The organism is Nocardia sp. NPDC055029, assembly GCF_053608525.1.
The window spans coordinates 107,432-125,994 of the sequence record NZ_JBSGVQ010000002.1; the positions used below are offsets into that span (position 1 = coordinate 107,432).

At 64.2% G+C, this 18,563-nt stretch carries 18 protein-coding genes; 13 read left to right on the top strand and 5 right to left on the bottom strand.

Translation table 11 applies throughout. The features are described from left to right. Nucleotides 1–76 precede the first annotated feature (76 nt). Nucleotides 77–775, top strand: a complete 699-nt coding sequence (locus tag ACWF9G_RS02340) for a carboxymuconolactone decarboxylase family protein (protein ID WP_452513072.1) — start codon at nucleotides 77–79, stop codon at nucleotides 773–775. Between the two features lie 117 nt (nucleotides 776–892). Here the strand turns inward: ACWF9G_RS02340 and ACWF9G_RS02345 are convergent, their stop codons facing one another. Continuing rightward, a complete protein-coding gene (locus ACWF9G_RS02345) occupies nucleotides 893–1,513 on the bottom strand; it encodes a TetR/AcrR family transcriptional regulator (RefSeq protein WP_452513075.1) in 621 nt (206 codons plus the stop codon). Nucleotides 1,514–1,529: 16 nt separating this feature from the next. Between ACWF9G_RS02345 and ACWF9G_RS02350 the strand changes: the two genes are divergently transcribed. The 3 genes from ACWF9G_RS02350 (at nucleotide 1,530) to ACWF9G_RS02360 (ending at nucleotide 3,589) form a co-directional block, all read left to right on the top strand. Next, nucleotides 1,530–2,216 (top strand): hypothetical protein, encoded by a 687-nt coding sequence (locus tag ACWF9G_RS02350; protein WP_452513077.1) that lies wholly within the window; start codon nucleotides 1,530–1,532, stop codon nucleotides 2,214–2,216. 155 nt (nucleotides 2,217–2,371) lie between these two features. Then, nucleotides 2,372–3,220: an alpha/beta fold hydrolase gene (locus tag ACWF9G_RS02355; protein ID WP_452513078.1), complete on the top strand. Its 849-nt coding sequence runs from the start codon at nucleotides 2,372–2,374 to the stop codon at nucleotides 3,218–3,220. Nucleotides 3,221–3,256: 36 nt separating this feature from the next. Beyond that, on the top strand, nucleotides 3,257–3,589 hold the full coding sequence (locus ACWF9G_RS02360; RefSeq protein WP_452513080.1) for an alkyl sulfatase C-terminal domain-containing protein: 333 nt from the start codon (nucleotides 3,257–3,259) through the stop codon (nucleotides 3,587–3,589). Nucleotides 3,590–3,731: 142 nt separating this feature from the next. Here ACWF9G_RS02360 and ACWF9G_RS02365 read toward each other — a convergent pair whose 3' ends face one another. Continuing rightward, complete coding sequence (locus ACWF9G_RS02365; RefSeq protein WP_452513082.1) at nucleotides 3,732–5,255, bottom strand: FAD-binding oxidoreductase; 1,524 nt, start codon at nucleotides 5,253–5,255, stop codon at nucleotides 3,732–3,734. A gap of 177 nt (nucleotides 5,256–5,432) precedes the next feature. Then, entirely contained in the window at nucleotides 5,433–7,895 is a 2,463-nt protein-coding gene (locus ACWF9G_RS02370; RefSeq protein WP_452513084.1) for an FHA domain-containing protein, read from the bottom strand. Between the two features lie 554 nt (nucleotides 7,896–8,449). On the opposite strand from ACWF9G_RS02370, the gene ACWF9G_RS02375 reads away from it, so the two are divergent. The 3 genes from ACWF9G_RS02375 to ACWF9G_RS02385 all read left to right on the top strand — a co-directional run bounded on the left by ACWF9G_RS02375 (nucleotide 8,450) and on the right by ACWF9G_RS02385 (nucleotide 11,342). Next, entirely contained in the window at nucleotides 8,450–9,226 is a 777-nt protein-coding gene (locus ACWF9G_RS02375; RefSeq protein WP_379309555.1) for a histidine phosphatase family protein, read from the top strand. A 224-nt stretch (nucleotides 9,227–9,450) separates the two neighbouring features. Continuing rightward, nucleotides 9,451–10,710, top strand: a complete 1,260-nt coding sequence (locus tag ACWF9G_RS02380; protein ID WP_452513086.1) for a sensor histidine kinase — start codon at nucleotides 9,451–9,453, stop codon at nucleotides 10,708–10,710. Beyond that, a complete protein-coding gene (locus tag ACWF9G_RS02385; RefSeq protein WP_379309557.1) occupies nucleotides 10,698–11,342 on the top strand; it encodes a response regulator in 645 nt (214 codons plus the stop codon). The genes ACWF9G_RS02380 and ACWF9G_RS02385 overlap by 13 nt, the downstream gene beginning before the upstream one ends. 42 nt (nucleotides 11,343–11,384) lie before the next feature. Here the strand turns inward: ACWF9G_RS02385 and ACWF9G_RS02390 are convergent, their stop codons facing one another. Continuing rightward, the gene (locus tag ACWF9G_RS02390; RefSeq protein WP_452513088.1) at nucleotides 11,385–12,896 is read right to left on the bottom strand and encodes an alpha/beta fold hydrolase; all 1,512 of its coding nucleotides are present in this window, start codon (nucleotides 12,894–12,896) and stop codon (nucleotides 11,385–11,387) included. A gap of 67 nt (nucleotides 12,897–12,963) precedes the next feature. Next, nucleotides 12,964–14,151 (bottom strand): serine hydrolase domain-containing protein, encoded by a 1,188-nt coding sequence (locus ACWF9G_RS02395; protein WP_379309559.1) that lies wholly within the window; start codon nucleotides 14,149–14,151, stop codon nucleotides 12,964–12,966. Between the two features lie 233 nt (nucleotides 14,152–14,384). On the opposite strand from ACWF9G_RS02395, the gene ACWF9G_RS02400 reads away from it, so the two are divergent. The 6 genes from ACWF9G_RS02400 to ACWF9G_RS02425 all read left to right on the top strand — a co-directional run bounded on the left by ACWF9G_RS02400 (nucleotide 14,385) and on the right by ACWF9G_RS02425 (nucleotide 18,454). Beyond that, nucleotides 14,385–14,699: a hypothetical protein gene (locus ACWF9G_RS02400; protein WP_379309560.1), complete on the top strand. Its 315-nt coding sequence runs from the start codon at nucleotides 14,385–14,387 to the stop codon at nucleotides 14,697–14,699. Between the two features lie 423 nt (nucleotides 14,700–15,122). After that, the gene (locus ACWF9G_RS02405) at nucleotides 15,123–15,260 is read left to right on the top strand and encodes a hypothetical protein (protein WP_452513090.1); all 138 of its coding nucleotides are present in this window, start codon (nucleotides 15,123–15,125) and stop codon (nucleotides 15,258–15,260) included. Nucleotides 15,261–15,646: 386 nt separating this feature from the next. Further along, nucleotides 15,647–15,985, top strand: coding sequence for a WXG100 family type VII secretion target (locus ACWF9G_RS02410; RefSeq protein ID WP_379309564.1), 339 nt, complete (start codon nucleotides 15,647–15,649; stop codon nucleotides 15,983–15,985). Further along, nucleotides 15,985–16,284, top strand: coding sequence for a WXG100 family type VII secretion target (locus ACWF9G_RS02415; RefSeq protein ID WP_379309565.1), 300 nt, complete (start codon nucleotides 15,985–15,987; stop codon nucleotides 16,282–16,284). The genes ACWF9G_RS02410 and ACWF9G_RS02415 overlap by 1 nt, the downstream gene beginning before the upstream one ends. A gap of 5 nt (nucleotides 16,285–16,289) precedes the next feature. After that, on the top strand, nucleotides 16,290–17,804 hold the full coding sequence (locus tag ACWF9G_RS02420) for a polymorphic toxin type 37 domain-containing protein (RefSeq protein ID WP_452513093.1): 1,515 nt from the start codon (nucleotides 16,290–16,292) through the stop codon (nucleotides 17,802–17,804). Beyond that, a complete protein-coding gene (locus ACWF9G_RS02425) occupies nucleotides 17,792–18,454 on the top strand; it encodes a pentapeptide repeat-containing protein (RefSeq protein ID WP_379309567.1) in 663 nt (220 codons plus the stop codon). The genes ACWF9G_RS02420 and ACWF9G_RS02425 overlap by 13 nt, the downstream gene beginning before the upstream one ends. Nucleotides 18,455–18,563 lie beyond the last annotated feature (109 nt).

Sequence of the window (18,563 nt, forward strand, 5' to 3'; positions counted from 1 at the left end):
CGCAGTGAGCTGTGCAGACGATGGCGAAAGCTCTCCGGCGGTGGGCGCATTCACCGAACGACCAACAGGGGGACCGATGAGCGACGCGATCACACCTCGGCTCGATGAGCTGACCGAGCGGGCCGCGCGGCGGTCTATGGCGATCCGCCGCGCGCTCGAACCGCCGTACGGGTGGTTGCTGTACAGCCCGTTCAGGGTCGTCTGCGCTGGGTCGCTGGACAACGTGGCCGCGTGGCTGACCGCCGCCGAACAACGCGACGGGCAGATCACCGCCTTCGACCGGGCCGGTCCTCATGGATTACCGGATCCGCAAGGCACGCCCACCGTTGCAGCACGGCTAGGTGAAGACAGCGCAGGCAGCGAAATCTGCAGGTCAGCTACTGACCCGCTGATGGTGAGGCGCAGCAAGGACCTGAACATGTCTCGCCTTGCGATCAACCGAGCCGCGCCCGAAGGCTACGAGGCTGTCGTCGCGCTGGATCAATACCTACACCACAACATCGACCCTATCCTGTTCGACCTGGTGAGGCTGCGGGCCTCTCAACTCAACGGGTGCGCGTTCTGCATCGACCTGCACGCCACCGACCTCGACAAGCACGGGTGCCGCGGCCGTACCTGCCCCGCAGCCGCGCGTGCGGCCGCAGCCTCCATCCCTGTCACAGAAAACAGCCTGCCACCGAAATCATTCCCCACATCGCTTCTCAGTGGCGAGAGGGAACTCCAACCGCCTAGTCGACACCGGCCGCGCGCCAGGGCAGTTGGATTCACGCAGTGAGCGTTCGGTAAACGGTCCGAGACTACGAGGCGATGGTTAACCTGGCCGCGATTCACGCGCTGACCCGCCGGTTGGCTCGCGACAGCGCGCCAACCGGCTGAGTTCTCGGGCACGCTCTCAGGGGTTGTCGGCCCTTGACATGTCCAGCGATATGCCGAGTCTCAGGGTTTGCAGGAGTTCGCGAAGCCATGCTCCGTCGGACTCGTCGACCGCCATGTCCATGGCGACGCCCTTGGCGATGGCCAGGATCAGCCTGGCGAGGACTTCCGATCGCACCGGCAGCCAGGTGAGGCCTGCGTCGCGAACGATGTCGTCGATCAGGGTTTGGACGGCTGCGCGCAAGGTTCGGTCGCGTTCGGCGAGCTCGGCGCGCAGCGTCGGGTTGGTGCGTGAGGCAACCGCGAGCTCTGATTTGAGCAGGCCCCAATGACGTTCGGCGGCAGCGGTGTTCATCCACTGCTCGAGCGCGTCGAGCCGTTCGTCGATGGTGCCGGAGCTCAGCGTCGACCGCACGGTTTCGATCTCGCCGTCGAGGAAGCTGTCGAGCACCGCCAGCGCCAGTTGTTCCTTGCTCGCGAAGTTCGAATACACCGCACCCCGACTGTATCCGGCGTTGGCGGCCACGTGATCGTTGCTGGTGGCCGCGTAGCCGTTTCCGAGATACAGCTCGGTCGCGGATTCGATCAGCCGGGCGCGAGTCCGCGCTTGCGACTCGGATCGACTCAGTCGTTTCGCCATCATCCTGTTCCGTGAATTGGGCCGGACCCTGGATCTCGACGATATCAACCACGCCAACTCGCATGCTGATAGCATCTGGATGCTGTCGACATCTGAAATCGAGTGTCGAACCGAGGTCTCCTCACGACGAATCACCGGGATGGATATGACAATCACTGATGTCCCAAGCGGCTCGATGCCGCTGCCCACCGCCTCCGCGCGGCGCCCACGCCTGGATGCGCTTGCCGAACTCAACATCCACGAGCTGCGCAGACTCTTCCGCGAGGCCCCCGCGACCACCCCGGCCGATTTCGACCGACTCTCCGGCGACCTCGTGCTGCGCGGCCTCGCCCTCCCCGGCGGTGCGCTGATGCGTCGCCTCGTTGCCCGCCCAGGATTCATCTGGACCGGCAAGTCTTTCCGACGCGTGGATGCCGCGACAACCTTCGGCCACAACTTCTTCAACGCGTTCGGCGGAACCCGCGCGCTACCGTTCGTCGCCACGGTCGGCCCGTCCATGACCGACGGCGCATCCGCGGCGCGGATCGACTACGGCGACCAGCGTGTGCGGGGCACCTGGTGGTCGCGGCGGTTGTACGACGAGGTTCGCGAGATCGAGCCAGGGCTGTGGCTGGGTCCCGGATATCTGCGCATCGGTGGCACTCGAATCACGCTGTGCTGGTTCGCGGTCGACAAGACGGTCAGTTTCGAGGTGGTGGCATGACAACTAACCGTCGATCGAGCTTTCTCGGAAATTGCTGGTGCCGTGCGGCATTCGCGATCATCACCGTCGCTGGTGCGGTTACCGGCGTCCTCGCCGCACCGGCGACACGGGCGGACGTCGCCGATTCATCACAATGCCAACCAGATTCGCGCGCGATGGCGCTCGGCCAAGCCGGACAGGGTCTCGCGGCCGTGACCCAGCTCGCCCGACACTGTGGCGTGCCGGTGGCCGCCGTCGGCCCGGATCCCGCCGCCGACAATGACGGCGCTGGCCTGTGGCCCGCAGGTGTCAACGACTACTCGTGCAAAGCAACGCCCGGCGGCCCGGCACCCGTGTTGCTGCTGCCCGGGATGCTCGTGCCGGGCGAGTTGTTCTACTGGGTGCGACTCGCGCCCGGCCTGCAGGCCGCTGGGCACTGCGTGTTCGCGATGGAACTTCCTGCGCTTGCTACCGCGACCCCGTCAGTCGGCGCGCACGCCGTCAAGCAGAAGCTCGCGACGATCCGGGCGGCCACCGGATACCCCGACCCGGCGGTGGTCACTTACTCGGTCGGCGCGATCTACGCGCGGCAAGCGATCCGCGAAGGCGATACCGAGATCAGCCACCTGGTCACCCTCGCCGGACAGAACAACGGATTCAGCCCGGCCGTCGCCACCCTGATCAACTTTCCTGTGCTGCATCAGGCCGTCGGCTTGGTCTGTCCGATGTGCATCGCGATGGCATTCGGATCGCCCTACCTGCGCGACCTCGCCGCCGCCGACACCGCCCGCCTGGTGCCGACCACCACCCTTTCCTCGCGCCTGGACTGGGCTTCGGTCCCCGAGGACAACGCTGTGCCCGGCGCCCGCAATCTCGTCCTCCAGGATCTGTGCTCGAGTGACCTGGCCGGACACCTCACCGGCGAATGGTCGGCCCAAGCACTCGAGGTGACCGTGGCAGCGCTCGCCAACCGTGAAATCGCGCCGCTGCCCGCGCCCTATTGCGGACTTGGCCTGCCGTTGTGAACGCTCGCGCAACCGGCCATCCGGTTGCGCGCGGCCATGGAATTGCGCGACGGAGTCCAGGCCGAGGGCCAGATGAACACCGACAGCATGGACACCATTCTGGCTATGCCGGTGGATCTGCTCTTCGACTACGCGGCCGTCCACATCGACGGACCGTCGGCAGCCGGGGTCGACCTGCGCGTCAACTTCACCGTCAAGGAACCGGTGAACGAAGACTGGACCATGTGGGTGCGGCACGGCGTCCTGAACGCGCGCCGCAGATACGTCGGCGGGGCGCAACTGCGCCTCGCCGGCCTCGGTCAATGCACGGTCGGTGTGGGGGACCGGATCGGAAGGTTCCGGGTCATCGCAGGTACATATCCCGTCTGAGGGATCGCGATGTCCTGCGGGCGTTGGTCAATCGGTGACAACTTTATGGTGCCCGGGGTGAGGCATGTCGAACATGAGAACGGGGACGACCTGCGGTTTTCGGGTGGGCGGTTGGTGAACGAAGCCGATTGTCAGTGGTCGATCAGTGTGACGCGGGCGGGATGCTCTGCTCGTACTGGAAGACGTTGTGGGGGTCGTACTTCGCCTTGATTTTGCGCAGCCGCTCGAAGCGCTGGCTCCCCCAGTAGGCGGTCTCCCACTCTTGCATTCCGATGTTCGGCACGTTGACGTAGGCGCCGTCCGCGTAGGGCCGCAGCGCCTGGCTGAACTCAGCGGTCCAGGCCTGGGCCTGTGAGGTCAGCGGGTCGCCGACGCCGGGTTGTGTTGAACGAGTACCCCAGGCTGCGCCGATCTCGCCGTAGAAAAGCGCGTCACGATGCGCGAACGCCGTGCCGCCGGGTGGCTCCCTCTTGATCGCCCCGCCGAAGGCATCGACGAAGTAGTTGCTCTCCTCTGTGGGAGCGTTTCGCATGAAGTCGCCGATGATGTCGATCGCCTTCTTCGGAAACCGCTCTTTGACGAACTCCGAGAAGAACTTCCAGTTCGCGGGCTCTTGCGCGAGCGGGAGCTGGGCTCGCGCATAGATGTCGCCCCAGTTACCGACCTGCACCGTGACATCGGGTGTGCCGACCGACAGGATCGGAGCCAGCATCTCTCTGGCCTGTGCCGCTGCCCCGTCGACAAGCCACGCGGTCAGCAGGATCTGGGACTTGTGGATCTCGAGCTCGGATCCCAGACGGCTGTCGGCGGGCGGTACCACACGCTGCCACGCCTCGAAGACCCCGAAAAGGTCCCCAAGTCCATCCCATGTCGCCTGCAGATAAGCGAGATGCTCGAGCGGATACACCGTATAGGTGAGTTGTGTGACGATCCCGAAGTTGCCGTTTCCCGCCCCGCGGAGCGCCCAGAGCAGGTCCGAGTGGTGCTCCAAGTCCGCGTTGATCACCTCGGCGCAGTCGTGACCCGACGGGACGACGACCTCGGCCGCCACCAGGCTGTCACAGGCCATGCCGAGCCAGCGGTTGAGGGGCCCGAGACCACCGCCGAGCGTCGCACCACACAGGCTCACGCTGCCCTCGCTTCCGGTGGTGACCGCCAGGTTCTGCTTCGCGAGCGTCGTCACCCCTTCCAGTTGGTTCAGCCCGGCGCCGACCGTCGCGATGCGAGCGCCATGGTCGATCTGGACCGATTTCAGCTGGCTGACGTCGATGACGATGCCGTTGTCGACGTTCGACCAGCCTTCGAGGGCGTGGCGGCCACTCCGCACCCGCAACGCGATGTCGTGCTGCCGCGCCCACGTCAGGGCGTTCACCACGTCCTGGGTTTCCTGCGCGAAGACGATGACCAGCGGATAGTGAGTGAAGAGCTGGTCCCAGCCGAGTCGCGCCTCCGTGTACGACGCGTCACCCGGGTGGACGATGTGGCCGGTCAGCGTCGCGGGCGGGCATCCCGGGCTTTTACTCGGGTGGTCCGCGGCCACAATTCCCGGGGCGCTTGTGTCCGCAATCTCCGGCGTGTCTGCGGCCGTAAGGCCCGAGGCAACGACTGCTCCGACGCCGGCGGCCGCCGACGTCCTGAGCAGGTCACGGCGAGAAAGATCGCTCAAGGTTCAGATCCTCTCGATCGGTCTACGCCAGTGCCGGGCTGCCAAGGGAACTCTTACACGCGGCCGCTAACACTTTCGCGGCGCTGTGCGGCGTGCTCGACCCGAACTGCTGCCGCTGACCTACGCCCGTCATCGGTGCCTAAATCCTGGTACACAGGCTGCTCTGTGCTTGTCGTGTCAAATCCGCGCAGGGCGGGCACCGCGCCGCCGTGGCCGCATCTGGTACAGGCGATACCAGGCCAGTGTGAGGAAGACGGCCGCCAGAGCGGCGACGACTCCCATGTCGAGCAGCCACGTGCCGAGGGTGTGCTTCCAGAGCGGGTCGGGTCCACCATCGTGCGGTGAGAGGGTGTCCAGGTCGAGACTGGCCGCTCCAGCGCCGTAGCCCCAGCGAGATGGTGACAGGTAGGACAGCTGTTGCAGAACGGGCGTGCCGGGCAGTCGCACCAGACCGCCGGTGAGCACGAGTTGTGCCATCGACAGCACGATCAGCAGCGGCAGTGTCTTTTCCGAGGTGTTCACCGAGACCGACACCAGCAAGCCCATCGCCAGCGACGCGATGCCCAGCATCGCCATCGCCAAGATCAATTCCACTTCGACCGAGGTGAATATCCCTTTCGGCGGGAAACTCTCACCGATAGTGCCGATCAAGAACAACACCACCGACTGAAGGATGGTGATCACACCCAAGACCAGTAGTTTCGACATCAAATAGACTCCGGCCGACAGGCCTGCGGCGCGTTCTCTGCGGTAGATCGTCTGTTCCTTGACGATCTCGCGGATCGAGTTGCCGGTGCCGACGAAGCAGGCACCGAATATCAAGATCATGAGCTTGGTCGGGGCGTCGGTGTTGGTTCCCGGTGTCCCGGTGAATCCCTCGCCCGACGGGATCGCAGCGATCAAACCGCCCAGCAGCAGCGGCATTACGCCGAGCAACACCAGATAGCTGCGGTCCGAGGCGATCACCGCCAAGTAGCGCCTGCACAGTGTGCTGAGCTGGCTGAGCTTGGACTGCGGCGCGGGCGGCGGTGCCGGTGGGCGCTGCACTTCCGCCTGTCCGACGTCGTCAATCGGCCCGACATCGACGTAGTTCTCGTAGCGCGGGGAGTCCCGGAATTCACCGGCCCAGTCGCGGTCCTCCTCCCGATCGAATGCTTGGAACACCTCGGCCCAGGTGCGCTGCCCGAATTGCTGCAACCCCTCTGCGGGCGGTCCGTAATAGGCCAGCCTGCCGCCGGGCACCAGGACCAGCAGGCGGTCACACGAATCGAGATTCGCCACGCTGTGGGTGACGACGATGACGGTGCGCCCGTCGTGGGCGAGTTCGGACAGCATTTCCATGACCGTCTTGTCCAGGCCTGGGTCCAGGCCGGAGGTCGGCTCGTCGAGGAACAACAGGGACGGTTTGGTCAGCAACTCGAGTGCGACGCTCACCCGTTTGCGTTGCCCGCCGGAGAGTCGATCGATGCGAGTGTCGGCGTGCCGCGTCAAACCGAGCTCGTCGAGGACCTCGTCGACCCGCTGTTCGCGCTCCTCCCTGCGTGTGTCACCGGGGAAGCGCAGTTCGGCCGCGTAGAGCAGGGCGCGCCGGGTCGGGAGCTGGTTGTGCAGGATGTCCTCCTGCGGAACGAGCCCGATCCGGTGCCGGAGTTCGTCGTAATTGGTGTACAGGTCGCGTCCGTCGTAGCGGACGGTCCCCTCGGTCGCGGGCCGCAGCCCGGTGACCGCGCCCAACAAGGTCGACTTGCCCGCTCCGCTGGGTCCGATGACCCCGACGAGCGAGTGCTGCGGGATAGGGAAGGTCACATCGTCGAGGAGAACTTTGCCTTCCGGTGTCCGCACGATGAGGTTTTGCACGCAGACCGAGATGTCACCGGTGTCGACGGACTCGCGCAGTTCGTTGCCGACGAGTCGGTAGGTGGTGTGTCCCATGCCGATCAGATCGGATTCGGAGAGGTCCGCGGCGTCGACCTGGTGTCCGTTGACGTAGGTGCCGTTGTGGCTGTCGAGGTCGACGACTCGATACCTGCCTTCGGCGATCACCTGCAGTTCGGCGTGATGGCGAGAGACCATGAGGTCGGGCACGACGATGTCGTTGTCGGCGGCGCGCCCGATCCGCAGCGTGTCCGAGCTGATCCGTACTACCGCGCCAGGATGGGCGGCCGGAGGCGAGGGCCGAGACACGCGCCGGGGCAGGCCCGGCTCGAACTTGGTGATCGTGGCGTCATCGTCGAGGTCATAGCCGGGATCCGGGACGACCATCGTGTCCCCACCTCTATCGCCATCGGTCTCGGGCTCGAGGCCGGGCGATGTTTCCAGCGAGCAGGACAACTGCGCACCGTCTTTGGCATGACCGAGCTGGAAGGTCTCGTCGTGGTCGATCACCATCCGCTCGACGCGGTGACCGTCGAAAAAGGTGCCGTTGAGGCTGTGCGCGTCCTCGATCTCCCAACCGTGCGACCCCTGCTCCAGCACCGCGTGCAAGGTCGAGACGCGCGGATCGGTGACAACAATGTCGGCGTCCGGATCGCGGCCGACGTTGTATGTACCCCCGGCACGTAGTCGATAGACGCGTTCTCGCGTCTGCACCACAAGAACCGGCGATTCGGAGAATTCTGTGGAGGACTGCCCATCCGCCATAAAAGGAGTATACGACCGTGCCGAACTGTCGTGGTGACAATAGGCCGAAACCATCCCTCGTAGTGTCCGCTCTGTCCATTTCCGCGCCATGAGCTGTACCTCGCTGACCAGCGCAAACCCGTCCCGGAGAGCGCAGAGGTAATCACACTCGATCGCGCGTAATCCGCAGCGCAGCCGCTCAACGGCCGAGTCGGAGAAAGACACTGGTGGAATTCGCGATATGAATCCGATGGAACCGGATGCAAGATCGAAGCCGAATATTTCCAAATTTGTTTCATGCATCGAATTTCGTCGCATATTGCATGCCGACCAACCGATCTGATGAACACAACCGATGATGTCCCGCAATGCTCGCTCGTCCACGGCGTCGGACGGCGAGCGGACTTCGGCTGTTACCCGGCAGGGTGCGTGCCGCGCCACCAGACGTCGTGTGTAGTCCAGAGCGGACTGTGCCCAGACATCCGCCCGCACCGCGGTGCGGGCGGACAAGAACGTGGCCGAAGGTTCCCGTCCACCGGGAGACGTTCTTGGGGGCCTGTCGTGCCGATCCTAATGTGACTCCGGCCACTGGAACGTTTCAGTGTGGCCTGCACCATATTTATGAGGGAGTCTCTATGAATCTGATGAAGTCTCGCCTGTTCGCGATGATCGCAGTGATCATCGCGGCGGTGGCGCTCATGGCAGCCGGAGCGGGTGGCGCGGCCGCAGCGCCGCAAACCGGTGAAATGTTCCTCACCTTTGTCCGCCACGGCGAATCGGCAGGCAATACTTCCGGTCTGATCGACACTTCCGTCCCCGGACCCGGCCTGACCGAGAAGGGGAGGGTGCAAGCCGCCGCGGTAGCCGAGCTGCTCGACGACTGCAAGTTCGACGGCGTCTACGCGTCGACGATGGTTCGGACCCAGCAGACGGCAGAGCCGACCGCGAAGCTGTGTGGTCATTCGACAGTCGTCGAAGCGGGTCTGCACGAGATCGAGGCAGGCATCTACGAGGGCACGCCGGAGAGGGAGGCGCGTGAGGGTTACTTGGCCGCACCGATCCAGTGGCTGCAGGGCAACCTCGATGCCCGGATCCCCGGCTCGATGAACGGCCACGAGTTCAAGAAGCGCATGGACGACTCGATCCAGGACATCCAGGACCGCGGCAGCAAGCGTGCGGTGATCTTCTCCCATGGCGGTGCCATCATGTTCTGGGCGCTCATGTCCGTCTCCGATCCTGACATGAGCAAGCTGCAGTCCGATCCGCTGCACAACACCGGCCGGGTGGTCGTGAAGGGCTCCCCGGCGAAGGGCTGGAAGCTCGTCTCGTGGGACGGCCATTCCGCCGGCTGAACCCGCCATCTCGTCGTCCAGGGCATGGGCCGCTGCCAGCAGTGCTGGGCGGCCCATGTCGTGGCGATGACAGCGCGCGCCCTGCGACACCCGAAAGCTCATCCGTGGCGTGGCGGTCAGATGACCGAACCGAAGATCGGCGTGAGCGAAGCTGTGCCCGGGGCGATGCGGGCCTCGGGCATGGAGGGCACCGGCCGGGCGCGGTCGCGTCCTGTTCTGACAGCATGACGAGCGTGATCAAGGCCCTGCGCTCCGCACGAGACAAAGCACGGCGGCTGCCGGGCGCTGTCTGGTACCTGGCGGTCGGCGGTGTCACCGCGCTGTTCGCGCTGTTCGCGGTGGTCGCCCTGCTGATCGTCTGCGCTTTCTGCCTGATCGGCGTGGGCATACCGGCGCTGCCCGAGGTGATTCGGCTGGCTCGGCCGTTGGTGTCGTTCGATCGGCGCAGGGCGGCACGTTATCTCGGTGAACAGACGGTGCAGGCCTATCAGCCGTTCACCGGCGGCTTGCGGCAGCGGGTCGCGACGGTGTTCACCGATCCGGCGAACCGCCGGGACTTCGGCTGGCTGGTCGCACACGCGCTGACCGGCATCTATCTCGCGGTGTTCGCCATCGCGCTGCCGCTCAGCACCTTCGTTCAGTTGGTGATCCCGGGATTCTGGCAGTTGATGCCGGCGGGGGAGGAGTACGCCAGTTTCGGTTTCGTGGTCGACTCGTGGCCGAAGGCGATACTGAGCTTCTTCCTCGCGTTCCCGGTGGCCCTGGTGACTCTGCAGCTTCCGGTGGCCGCGCGCTGGCAGGCAATGGCCACCCGTGCCCTGCTGAAACCGACCGAGGGCGCCATGCTGGCCGATCGGGTCGCGGCCCTCACCGCGACACGGGCCGCCGCGCTGGACGCGCACGGTGCCGAGCTGCGCCGGATCGAGCGTGACCTGCATGACGGCGCGCAGGCCCGGCTCGCGGCGGTGATCATGCAACTCGGGCTGGCCGACCAACTGCGCGACCAGGATCCGGAAACGGCGCAGGGTCTGGTGCGCAAGGCGCAGGACACCGCGACGGCCGCGCTGGCCGAGCTGCGTGATGTGGTGCGCAACGTGTACCCGCCGGTGCTCACCGATCGTGGCCTGGTGAGTGCCATCTCGGCGGTGGCCGCCCGCAACCCGATCCCCTGTGTGCTCGATCTCGGTGAAGTGGGCAGGCGTCCCGCCGCGGTGGAGGCGGCGGCGTATTTCGTCATCACCGAGGCGCTCACCAACGCCACCAAGCACTCCGGCGCCGCGGCCATTTCCCTGGTGCTCGGCGGTGCGTCCGAGCTGTTGACGATCGAGATCCACGACGACGGGGTGGGCGGTGCCGTGGAGACCTACGACGGCGGGCTGGCCGGTATTCGGCGCAGGGCCGAGGCGCTCGACGGCCGGGTGACGCTGACCAGTCCACCCGGTGGCCCTACTGTATTGCGGGTGGAGTTGCCGTGCGGGTCATGATCGCCGAGGACGATGCCTTGCTGCGGGAGGGCCTGGTGTTGCTGCTGAGCACGGCGGGCATCGAGGTGGTGGCCGCCGTGGACAACGCGGACGACTTCCTCGCGGCGGTGGCCGCGGATCGGCCGGACGCGGTCGTCGTCGATGTGCGCCTGCCGCCGACGTTCACCGACGACGGTTTACGCGCGGCCGTCAGCGCGCGCAAACTGCACCCCGGCCTGCCGGTGCTGGTGCTGTCGTCCTGGGTAGAGGACAGCTACGCAGCGGAACTGCTCGGTGACGGCATGGGCGGTATCGGCTATCTGCTCAAGGAGCGGGTCGGCAAGGTGGATCGCTTCCTCGATTCGCTGCGCCGGGTCGCGGCGGGCGGCACCGCGATGGACCCCGAGGTGATCTCGCAACTGCTGGTGCGGCGCAAGGCCGATGACCCGCTGGCCGCGCTGACCGCCCGCGAGCGCGAGGTGCTCGCGTTGATGGCCGAGGGTCACAACAACACGACCATCGCGGAGCGGCTGGTGGTCAGCGAAGGCGCTGTGCACAAACACATTCGGAGTATTTTCGCCAAGCTCGGACTCTCCGCCGAGGACGTCGGCCATCGTCGGGTACTTGCCGTCCTGACTTACCTGAACGCGTGAAGCCCTGAACCCGTTGGGGTTCAGGGCTTCACCCGGCTCCGGTCAGCTGACTCGACAGGTCATATCGCCGGCCGGCAGCGTGCCGTCGCGGAAGTAGGTGTTCACCGCCGAATACACGCAGGAGTTCTGGTAGCGCCCGAAGATCCAGTGGATCGGCACATCCTGGAGGGTGACCATGCGGGACGCGCTCAAAGCGTTGTGCAGGGCGACCGCTCCGTCGTACGCGGTCCTGGTGTCACCGGTGGATTGCACGATCATGGCGGGCACCGCGTTGCGCACCACCGTGGTCGGTTCGGTGGGCGGGGCCCAGAACGCGCAGGGTGTGATGTTGTTGGTGAATCCGGCGAACACCGGTTCGGTGGCGCGGGCAGCCTCGATGTTGCGCCGATAGAATTCCGGATCCCGCGGTGCGGCAACGTCACCGCACATGATGGCCATCTGTGCCGAATTATCGTTCGGCCGTGCATTCAACGCGAATCCGAGTGTGGCATTCAACGTTTCGTCGGGCTGGGCGGGCTTGCCCGCGGCAGCATCGGCGATGGTACGGATCTGACCGGCGAGCATCCCGTACTGGTCCGGGCTGTCCAGCCCGACGAACAGCACCACCGGCAGCCAATGTTCGTCGATCTCATACTCGCCCAAGCGGATCGGCGTGTCCGCAGCCTGTTTGATCAGATCCTGGACAGCGCCGCGAACCTGGGCCCGGCTGGTTCCGAAGTGGTATTCACCGTCACGTGTCGCGACCCAATCCGCCCACAGGTCGAGTGCGGCCTCGTTGGCCGGACCCATGGCCTGCATCATGCCGACCGTCCCGTAGGCGTCCGGGTCGGCCGCGCTGTCCAGCACCATCCGGTCGCTGCGTTCGGGGAACATCTGCATGTACACCGCACCGAGGTAGGTGCCGTACGAGGTGCCGAAGTAGCTGATCTTCTCCGCGCCGAGAATGCCGCGGATGACGTCCATGTCCCGGGCGGTGTTGCGGGTGGTGATGTGGGGCAGTCGAGCCGCTTCGGTAGCGGCGCAGCGGGCGGCCAGGTCCCTTTGTATCGCAACGGATTCCGCGAAGCCTGCCGCGTCGAGGCCGGCCGAATGCAGCCCGAAGCCGATCGGCCACCGGCAGTCGACGGCGGACGAGCGCCCGACGCCACGCGGATCCATGCCGATCAGGTCGTAGCGTGCCCGTACCTCGGGCGTCATCGCGTTGCCGACATCGACCATGAAGTCCAGGCCTTCGCCGCCGGGACCGCCGGAGTTGGACAGCATGACGCCGCGCTGCGGTGCGGGATCGGTGCCGGCGATCCGGGAGATCGCCACTGTGAGCGTAGGCCCCTGTGGGTCGGCGTAATTCACCGGCACAGTGACGTCGGCGCACTGTGCCCCGGCCTCATCCAATTTCGGAACCCCGCAGTCTTTCCAATCCAACTGCTGACTGGTGAGCCGGTCCTGCACCGCGGTGTGCGGTTTCGTCTCGTCCTCGGGACCGGCACAGCCGATCAGTCCGCCACAGGCCACCAGGACGGTCAAGGCGACCGTCAGCCCTTTCGTGTGTTGCACTGTCTCTCCTCGGAAGGTGTTCGGCCGCAAGCAATATGGGGGCCGTGGTTGCTGGTGGGCGGGGCGATCACGAGGCGCACAGGGCGGCGTCCAGTACACCGTTGACCGCATCGGCCTCCTCCTCGGTGGCCGGCAGCTGGTTGACCGTGACGGTCACCGCGGTGCCTTCGGCCGTCACGCCGTTGCGTGTCTCGAAGCCGGGAATGCTGCCGCCGTGCCCCCAGACCTCTTTGCCGCACGGCGTGATCCGGTGGATCAGGGCGAGGCCGTAATCCGCGCCCGGCATGCGGTCGAACGGCACGGTGCGTTTCATCTCGGCCAATTGCGCAGGGGGCAACAGCTTTCCGGCGAGCAGTGCGGCGAAGAACCGGTTCATGTCGGTCGCGGTGGCGACCATGTCACCCGCGGTGGCGGCCCAGGACGGGTCGAAGTCGGTGAAATCGACTGGCGTACCGTCGATCCGGTGATATCCGCGGGCGTGCGGGCCACGGATGATGGTGTCGCGGGCAGCGGGCACATAGGTATCGCGCAGGCCGATCGGCTCGAGGAGTCGGCGCCCGATCTCGTCGGCGGCCGGATTGCCGGTCACCCGCTCGATCAGCAGACCGGCCAGCAGGTAATTGGTGTTCGTGTAGGTGGATTTCGCGCCCGGTTCGAACTGCGGCGGCGTCGTCATCGCCCGGCGGACCAGCTCGGTCATCTCGAAGTGCTGCCACCGGAGCGTTTCCTCGTCCGGGTCGATCTGTTCGGAATTCTGGGCTGTGATGCCGTCGCCGGAGCCACGACCGAGATAGTCCGGTACTCCGCTGGTGTGCTGCAACACTTGCCGCACCGTGATCCGGTTGCCGTCATTGCCGTTGCCCCGCACCAGACCGGGCAGGTAGCGCTCGATCGACGAGTCCAGGTCGACCTTGCCCTCGGCGACCAGCTGCATGATCACCGTCGCCACGTAGGTCTTCGTGTTGCTGCCGATCCGGACGCGCGCGTCGTCCGGGAACGGTGCGCGAGTGTTCAGGTCGCCGACACCCGCGGTGAACGTCCGATGTCCGGCGGGTCCGTCGATCACCACCTGCACACCGGGAAATCCTTGGCGCACCAGCTTTTCCATTGCGGTGGCCACTGCGGGCGGTGGCGTCTTCGCCGCCTCTTCCGGTGCGCCCACCGATGCCTCACCGCACGCGGCCGCAGAGAGCACCGCGCCCACCACTACGACCGAAAGGGCCGCTTTACCGGAGTTGCGCCGAAATGGGTTCATGAGCAGTGTCTTCCTCCTGTTCGAGCCGGAAGGCATGGGTGCGTCCCCGACGATTCGAGCCTAGGAATCGGCAGTCCTCGCGCCCATGCCGCGCGCACCCGAATGCTGGGTACTGTCTGCAGGCGTGACGTGGTAGTGCTAGCACCACCACGTCAGCAGTTGGTCGTCACGAATTCTCAGGGATCATTTGGTTGGATGTCTGTGACGATGACGTCAGATCAACAGTGGCCCTTATGGCGGAATGCAATACGGGCTCACGATTGCCGGAACACTGGAGCGCCACCGTGGCCGACGGACTGCTGTTCACCGACAGCATCGCCGCGCATTATCGGCTCGACGTCGAGCGACCGAACCTGATCTGGCTGTACGAGCAGACCGCTCGGGTGTACAGCGACACCTCTCAGCTCCAGCTCAGTGCGAAGTTCGAGAGGCGTGGGAACATCTCGGCACCGATCACGGAAATGACCAAACGTCTGCGCGATGTTGCCGGACGCATTCGACGCCACGGTCGGATGCATGGAGCGCCGAGTCTTGGTGCAGGACTATAAGATCGACGAGCTGCTGGGTCTCGACGCTGACAAGCCGATCCCTGAGCTCACCGAGGTCGCCCGCACACCCCGAACTCTCGCGATCCCCTCAACGATTGACGACAGTTCGACAGCGGCCTGACGAGGCCGCCAACGGTAAGGCGTGGTAGCCCGCCTCTCATGCCCGACCGTTGTTGGGTGTCGGACACCGGTTTGCTGGCGGGGGTTCTCGCAACGGGAATCCAGGTCGCCAACATCCGAACGTCTGTCATGAGTCCCGAGCGAGGAGGCTCGGATGAATGCCGGTCCCAACGCGATGTCGCAGGTTGGGTTCCTCGGCAGGACACACAAAACATGGGCAACCGGAAAACGCCTGGTCATAGCGGATTATTACACGATCTAGCGATCTCGGTTGGCCGGTGCCGATCCTATCGCGTTCTCATCTTGGATGTGCCCACGGCGGGGCATATCCAAGATGAGAACGCGTGTGACCTGGGGATTTGCTGCGGGGTCGAGGCGGCCTCGGGCAAGATCAGCGGCGCGACCGGCAAGATCAGCATCGTCCACATCTCGGCACGGTGACCGGGGTCGTCGGTCCCGCCAGCATCCAGCCCTATGTCACCGTGGTCAGCGACTCCGGCGACACTGTGACCACCTTCGGGCGAGTTCAGGACGTCTGAGTCACTCGGGCCCGGTTGATGGCTTCGGCGATCGACCGGGCGACCTGCCCAAGTGCCCGCCACCTCGGCAACTTCCGCACCGGCGTCGGATCCGAACCCGTCGCGACCGGCAATCCTACAATTCGTCGGGCAGTAGCGTGAACGCCTTGTGCTCGGTCAGTGGGCGAATCGCCCGGAATGCCCGGTCATACTGGCCGGGCTCGATTCCTTTGGGCAGAGACCTCGTCTGTTGCAGCCCCACGCTGCCGTGTCTAGGCTGACTCCGATGGCGTGAGAACGGGGGGAAGCATGGCGGGTGAAAACGATACTTCTGGAACAGTTTTCGCGATCGTGCCGGGTGAGGTGACCGATGCTGGTGTCTATATCCAGCAGGTCGCGGAGTCCCTGATCAACGGACTCGGCACGCTTGACCGCGAGGTATCGACTGTCCTGGACAATTGGAGCGGTGCGGCGGCAGAGGCGTTCGGGGACGGCTGGACTGAAACCAAGAAGGGTGCCGCAGACGTATTGAACGCCCTCGCGACGATGGGCGAACTTCTGGGCATCGCGAGCAAAGCCGTTGTCAGTCAAGACGTCTCGAACTCCGATGCTTTGAGTTCGCTCGACCTACCGCAGTTGAACATGTGATGGACGACTCCCGCGACTTCACCTTCGACATCGATGAGTTGGACCAGCTCATCAGTCGCGCCAATGGATTCATCGGCTTCCTCACCGAAAGCCTCGACGGTATCAACAACCGAATCGCCTCCATCCAGCAAAGCTGGCAGGGGGCCGCTGCCGACGCCCAAGAGGAGGTCTACCGAGAATGGGCTACCGGGGCTGCCACGGTAATTGAAGGGCTCACCCAGATGTACGATGCCGCCGTCACAGCCCGCGACGCCTACAGTGCGGCAGCGGAAGCCAACCTGAGAATGAGCGGTGGCTGACTTCTATGGGCGCAGTGTCGCCGCAGTCCTATGACAGCGCGGCCGCGGCATGCTACGACTTGTCGAAGAAATTCCAAACCGTCTACGAAACGCCGCAAACCGTACTCTTAGAAACAAGCGCGATGGCCGGCGGCTATGAAGCAGTCAAGTCGTGGTCGAAAGCCTACGACGACCGTGCCGCCGCATTGACAATGGTCGCGACCAACTTCGCGCGAGCCCTGCAACACTTCGGGGACATACTGACAGCGTCCAGCTACAACTGGAAGTCCGGGGAATACACAGCCAACCGCAGTACCAACAAGGGCGACCCGCCATCGTTGCCCACCGGCATCCCGTCCGAGCTACCCTACGGCGCGGGCGCAGTAGTCGGTATCGCGTCATCAGGAGCCTATACCAACGGACTTCAGACAGACTGGACCGAACTGCAGGACAAGGTCACCACGTTTGTCACCGGCGGCCAAGTCCCCGATGGAGATACCGACAAACTCGCACGCGCCGTAACTATGTGGAAGACCTTCGCCAATTCAGACCCTCTCGAGTACGGCGTGGCCCGGCTACTAACCGTCGCCTCCGGGCTGGAACAAGGCTTCGGACCTAAAGTCCCGGCCGACATCCCGAACCATACAGCCAATCTTCGCAAGCTCGCTGACAAACTCCGCGAAATCCGTACCGCCGCCCACGACATCGCCAACGCGGTCGAAGCCCACAATGTAGCCTTGACGAAAATGCGCGCCGATATCAATACTCAGTTCGCAGCGGTAGTTGTGGTCACCGCAATCTCGATCGGGCGTTCGATGGTAAATGTCAAAGAGCAGCCAGCGAAGGAAAAGGCGCCGAGCAAGCAGCAGTCGCAGTCGCCTAACGACAACAAAGTCGAGATAGATATCGACTTCCTCAACGACGCCGCCTGGGCCATAGCCGGACCCGCCAACACATTCCTCACCACCCTCAGCACCCTCACTTTCACCACTGCTAACCTGACAAACGGCGACCTTCTGACCATTGTCGAGTTGCCGATAGTGATCACTGCCACGAACACCGAGGTAATCGGGAAGAGTTCAGAGAACAAATCGAACACGCCCGGGACGCCTGAGTACAAAGCCCGTCACGATGAGTTGTCGAAGGACCCCGCGAAAAATGGAAAGTCCAATCCGGCATCGGAGAGAGAAGCTGAGGTAGGATTGCAAGCGGAACGTGATGGCAAGATTCCAGGGCCTATAACGCGTGCTCAACCGGGGCCGAATAATGAAGATATGGGCGAGTTCGTAGATGCGACGGGCCAGCGCTGGGACGTGAAGAGCTCCCCTGACAGTCAGCCATCGTACCGGCCAAATGCTGGTCAGGAGATCAGTGACCCTCAATCTGATGAGAAATTTGTCAAGATGATCAATAAAGACCTCGCTGACGATGAGAATGTCCTAATTGATCCTGACGGAATGTCGCCAGCGCGGCGTGCGCGATTGGAACAACTAGTTTCTGAACATCCCGAGTGGGAAGGAAAAGTAGTATGGGGCAGTTGATTTATGGCCGGACCAGGAGCGATGTCAAGCGTTGGCCTTCTGACCCTGCGGCTCAAGCGGCTCTGGGGCTCTATCTGGATCAATTGCCACCGGTGTCGATATCGATGTCGACATCCAATCTCTTCAATGGGGACGGTCTGAACCTTTCCCGCTCTGATGTATCGGGTTTGTTCTTGGAGGGCGCGTCCTTGAATGGGGCCGATCTGACTTCGGCATGTGTATCCGATGCGGATCTGTATACAGCGTGGATGATTTCGGCCGATTTGCGTAATGCTGATTTCAGTCGTAGCGATCTCCGCAAGGTCGAAGGTCGTGGCTGTTCGGCATCTGGTGGTATTTTCTGTGATGCCCGTCTTCAGAGCGCGGTCTTCGAGGATTCGGACTTCCGGCGTGCAAATCTGGTTGGTGCTGACTTGCGGAGCGCAAGCTTTGCGGATGCCGATCTCGGATCCGCCGATCTGCGAGGCTGCGAGTTTTCTTCGACAGACTTTTCGGACGCACGAATGGGCGGATGTTCGGTGGCAGGCGCTTCGGGGTCCATAATTGGTCCAGTGGATGTCGGAGTGAAATCGGCTATGGTTCTCGCGGGTCTTGAGCTCAAGAAATGGTTCAGCGAAAACGGGGCTGTGGATGTCACCATTCGATCGTGACCCGGCTGTCATTGACTCCGAACTTTCGAAGGTGCCCATGAGGTGTTTTACCCCGAGATCAACAGGCAGGTATTGGTCGATCATGCCTTCATCGTGGCGGGCGGCGTGA